Genomic DNA, 3,112 nt, shown 5'->3' with positions numbered 1-3,112 from the left:
CCCAGCGGCCCGGTCGGCCCCCAGGGAACCCGGGCGCTGAGCCGGGACGAGTACGCCAGCGGCCAGTACGCGCGGCCGCACGGGGCGGAGCACGCCGGCCCCCCGGCGCCCCCGCCGACGCCCCCTGGCGGTCAGCGTCGCGGCCCGGTCCAGGACCAGTACTCGACCCAGCGCCGCCGGTCGCGGCGGTCCTTCGTGATCTGGATGGCGATCGTCACGGTCCTGGCCGTCGTCATCGGCGTCGCGGCGTGGTGGTTCGGGAGCGGACGCTGGACCAGCGTCCCCGATCTGCGGGGGATGTCCCACACCGACGCGGTCGCGGCCCTGGAGGAGGCCGATCTCGTGCCCAGCCTCGACCACCAGTTCCACGACTCGGTGGAGTTGGGGCAGGTCTTCGACACCGGCCCCGAGGGCGGGGCGGAGGCGTTGCGCGGCAGCCGGGTGCGGGTGCTGGTGTCCAAGGGGCTGCCGGTGGTCCCCGAGGTGGCGGTGGGGGTCTCCCTCGACGAGGCCAACGAGCTGGTGGAGGACGCACAGCTGACCCCGGTGCGGGACGAGGACCTCGACCAGTTCAGCGAGGAGGTCGCCGCCGGGGCCGTCCTCGGTCTCGACCCCGGGGCGGGCACCGAGATGGAGATCGGCGGCGAGGTGCGGGTCGTGCTGAGCAAGGGGCCCCCGCCGGTGCCCGTCCCCGACGTCAGGGGCCAGACGCGGGACGAGGCGGTCGACACCCTCACCTCCGCGGGATTCGAGCCCGACGTGCGGGAGGAGTTCGCCGAGGACGTCGAGGGCGGACGGGTGATCCGCACCAGCCCGGAGGCGGGCACCGAGATGCTGCTGGGCGAGGACAACCGGATCGAGGTGGTGGTCTCCAACGCCGTCCAGGTACCGGACGTGACCGGGCGCCGTGTGCACGAGGCGCGGCGCGACCTGGAGGACTCCGGTTTCTCGGTCGAGGTCGAGTCGTGGTTCGGCGAGGAACGCGGCCGGGTCTTCGGGCAGTCCCCGCCGGGTGGGGCGTGGGTAGAGCCGGGATCCACGGTCACCCTCAACAACTTCCCGATTTTCTGATCGAGACCGGATCGGTGTCGGAAACCGGCGGTTGACAGGATGTACACCCCGTATGCTCACCGCGAGCACACGGCGTTTCGAGGCAGGGAGCGCATGATCGGTAACCGTGGTCGGGTGACGGGCAGGATCGGTCCCGGGCTGGTCGGTGAGGTCATGATCCACGTTCGGGGTGGCGTGGAGGCCTTCTACGCCTACCCCGCCCAGCCCGACGCGGTGATCGAGCCGGGAAACCAGGTCCTCGTGGTCGACTTCCAGCCACCGCGCAACGTGTACGTGGAGCCCTGGCAGTCGATCGGCTGAGCGTGGCCGGCCGACCACGTCACGATGGCGGCAACCGATCGACGCACCCCCACGTCTCATCCACGCCGTGCTCCGCTCGGCAGGGAATCGTCGTTCCAGACATGGGGGTGAGCCAATCGTGCAGGAACAGGCCCTGTACGTGGTGGCCGCGATCGTCATCGGTCTGCTGCTGCTGTTCGTGCTGTTCCGGGTGCTGTGGAAGGTGGCGGAACCGAACGAGGCGCTGATCATCTCGGGCCTCGGGACCGGGGGGAACACCAAGTCCCGCCCGGACAGCATGGGATTCAAGATCATCACGGGCAAGGGGACCCTGGTGATCCCCGGTTTCCAGACCGCGCGCCGGCTGTCCCTGGACACCCACGGCGCCAATCTCCAGGTGTCCTGCGTGACCCAGCAGGGGCTGCCGGTGACCGTGCGCGCGGTCGTCATCTACAAGGTGGGTGACGACTTCGTCTCGATCGCCAACGCGGCACGTCGGTTCCTCGACCAGCAGAGCGGGATGAACAACACCATCCACGAGCTGTTCGCCGGCCACCTGCGTTCCATCTGCGGCGGCCTCACCATCGAGGACCTGATCCACAACCGCGACGCCCTCACCGGAGCCGTCCGCCAGTCCTCGGCCGACGAGATGAGCAAGCTCGGCCTCGTGGTCGACTCCCTCCAGATCCAGGAGATCGACGACGAGTCCGGCTACATCCTGAACCTGGGCAAGCCGCACGCGGCCGCCGTCGCGGCGTCCGCCAGGATCGCCGAGGCGCAGCGGGACCAGGAGGCCACCGAGGCGGAGCAGGCCGCCCAGGCCCGCAAGGCCGCCGCGGTGCGGGAAAGCCAGATCCAGCAGGCGGGCTACCAGGCCGAGGTCGACCAGGCGCGGGCGAAGTCGGGGCAGTCCGGCCCGCTGGCCGAGGCCACCGCCCGCCAGGAGGTCGTCGTCCAGGAGACCCGGGCGGCCGAGCTGGAGGCGAACCTCTCCGAACAGCGGCTGCTCTCCGAGATCAGCAAGCCAGCGGACGCCAAGGCCTACGAGACCAGGACGATCGCCGACGCCGAGCGCGACGCGCGCATCGCGCGGGCCCAGGCCGAGGCGAAGGAGACCGAGCTCCGCGCGGCGGCCGACGCCACCAGGGTGAAGACGGCCGCCGCCGCGCAGGCCGAGGCCACCAGGGCCCGCGGTGAGGCGGAGGCCGCCGCGACCAGGGCCACCGGTGAGGCCGAAGCCGCCGCCGCCCGGGCCAAGGGTCTCGCCGAGGCCGAGGCCGCGCAGGCCAAGGGCCTCGCCGAGGCCGAGGCGATCAAGGCCCGGGCCGCTGCCCTGGCCGAGAACCAGGAGGCGGTGGTCGCGCAGCAGCTCGCCGAGAACTGGCCGGAGATCGTCCAGGCCGGGGCGTCCGCCTTGGGCAACGTGGACCACATGGTGGTGCTCAACGGTGCCGAGGGGGTCGGCGACATGTTCGGGAAGGCGCTCTCGCTGGGCGGCACCGGTCTCGGGCTCGCCCGCACGCTGATGCGCGCCATGCAGGACGAGGACGGCAAGGCCGAGGCGCCGGTGGTCGGTTCCGACGGAGCTGCCGCCGGCGACGCGGTGCGGAACATCCCGGTGGACCGGAGCCCGCTCCGCCACACCGACTCCTGAGCACCACCCCGTCCCGAACCGGCGGGGACGGCCGTCACCACCCGACGGGGCAGCCACCGGGACGGCCCGGCGGGTACCGCCGGTGAACCACGCACGGGCGCCCCCGGG

3 protein-coding genes are annotated in these 3,112 nt (G+C 72.2%); all 3 read left to right on the top strand.

Annotated features, from left to right (window positions below):
- Positions 1 to 1,071: Stk1 family PASTA domain-containing Ser/Thr kinase (locus ACTIDRAF_RS28915; RefSeq protein ID WP_016699428.1), on the top strand; the 1,071-nt coding region annotated here is incomplete at its 5' end.
- 93 nt (positions 1,072 to 1,164) lie between these two features.
- Positions 1,165 to 1,371: a hypothetical protein gene (locus tag ACTIDRAF_RS0214335; protein WP_016699427.1), complete on the top strand. Its 207-nt coding sequence runs from the start codon at positions 1,165 to 1,167 to the stop codon at positions 1,369 to 1,371.
- 118 nt (positions 1,372 to 1,489) lie between these two features.
- Positions 1,490 to 3,004 (top strand): SPFH domain-containing protein, encoded by a 1,515-nt coding sequence (locus tag ACTIDRAF_RS0214330; protein WP_016699426.1) that lies wholly within the window; start codon positions 1,490 to 1,492, stop codon positions 3,002 to 3,004.
- Positions 3,005 to 3,112 lie beyond the last annotated feature (108 nt).

The sequence above is a fragment of the Actinoalloteichus spitiensis RMV-1378 genome, from assembly GCF_000239155.1.
In the GTDB taxonomy this organism is placed as follows: Bacteria; Actinomycetota; Actinomycetes; order Mycobacteriales; family Pseudonocardiaceae; genus Actinoalloteichus_B; species Actinoalloteichus_B spitiensis.
Note: the sequence above shows the minus strand (reverse complement) of the source record. Positions and strands in the feature narration are given on the sequence as shown.

Coding starts and splice junctions, on each gene's coding strand:
- ACTIDRAF_RS0214335 (WP_016699427.1), top strand. CDS start 1,165: ATGATCGGTAACCGTGGTCGGGTGACGGGCAGGATCGGTCCCGGGCTG.